This is a genomic window from Sphingomonas sp. CCH9-E2 (assembly GCF_001557215.1).
In the GTDB taxonomy this organism is placed as follows: Bacteria; Pseudomonadota; Alphaproteobacteria; order Sphingomonadales; family Sphingomonadaceae; genus Sphingomonas.
Map to the genome: position 1 here is coordinate 1 of NZ_LSJM01000364.1, position 472 is coordinate 472.

Consider the following 472-nt stretch of genomic DNA (forward strand, 5'->3'; position numbering starts at 1 on the left):
GCCCGTGTTCCGGGCGACCGCCACGTCGCCTTCCTAACCGTCGGCTTCGCGCATAGCGCCAGCTATGGGATCGGGATACTGGGCGGCCTGTTCTTGGCCGGGTGGACGTGGCGCAGACGGCGGCGAGCCACCACTACCCGACCGCTGGCCGGGTAGTGGGTAAGGCTCAACCCCGCAGCACGGCGCCCAGTTTCCCCGCTGCCGTGACGACCTTGTCCGCCACCGCCTTGATCTCGGCGTCGGTGAAGCTCTTCTCGCCGGGTTGCAGCGTCACTTCGACCGCGAGGCTCTTCTTCCCCTCCTCGACGCCCGCGCCGGTGAACAGGTCGAAGAGCCGGGCGTCGGTGATCACCGCCTTGTCGGCACCTTTGACCGCGCGGACGAGGTCGCCCGCTGCCAAGGCGCGCGGCACGATGAACGCGAAGTCGCGCGTTACCGCCTGCAGCGCGGGGGGCGTGTAGGCGGGGCGGGC

General features: G+C 70.3%; 1 pseudogene. It reads right to left on the reverse strand.

Annotation, left to right across the window (positions count from 1 at the left end):
- Positions 1 to 166 precede the first annotated feature (166 nt).
- Positions 167 to 472, reverse strand: a pseudogene (locus tag AX681_RS16945) (phenylalanine--tRNA ligase subunit beta); the annotation flags it as partial.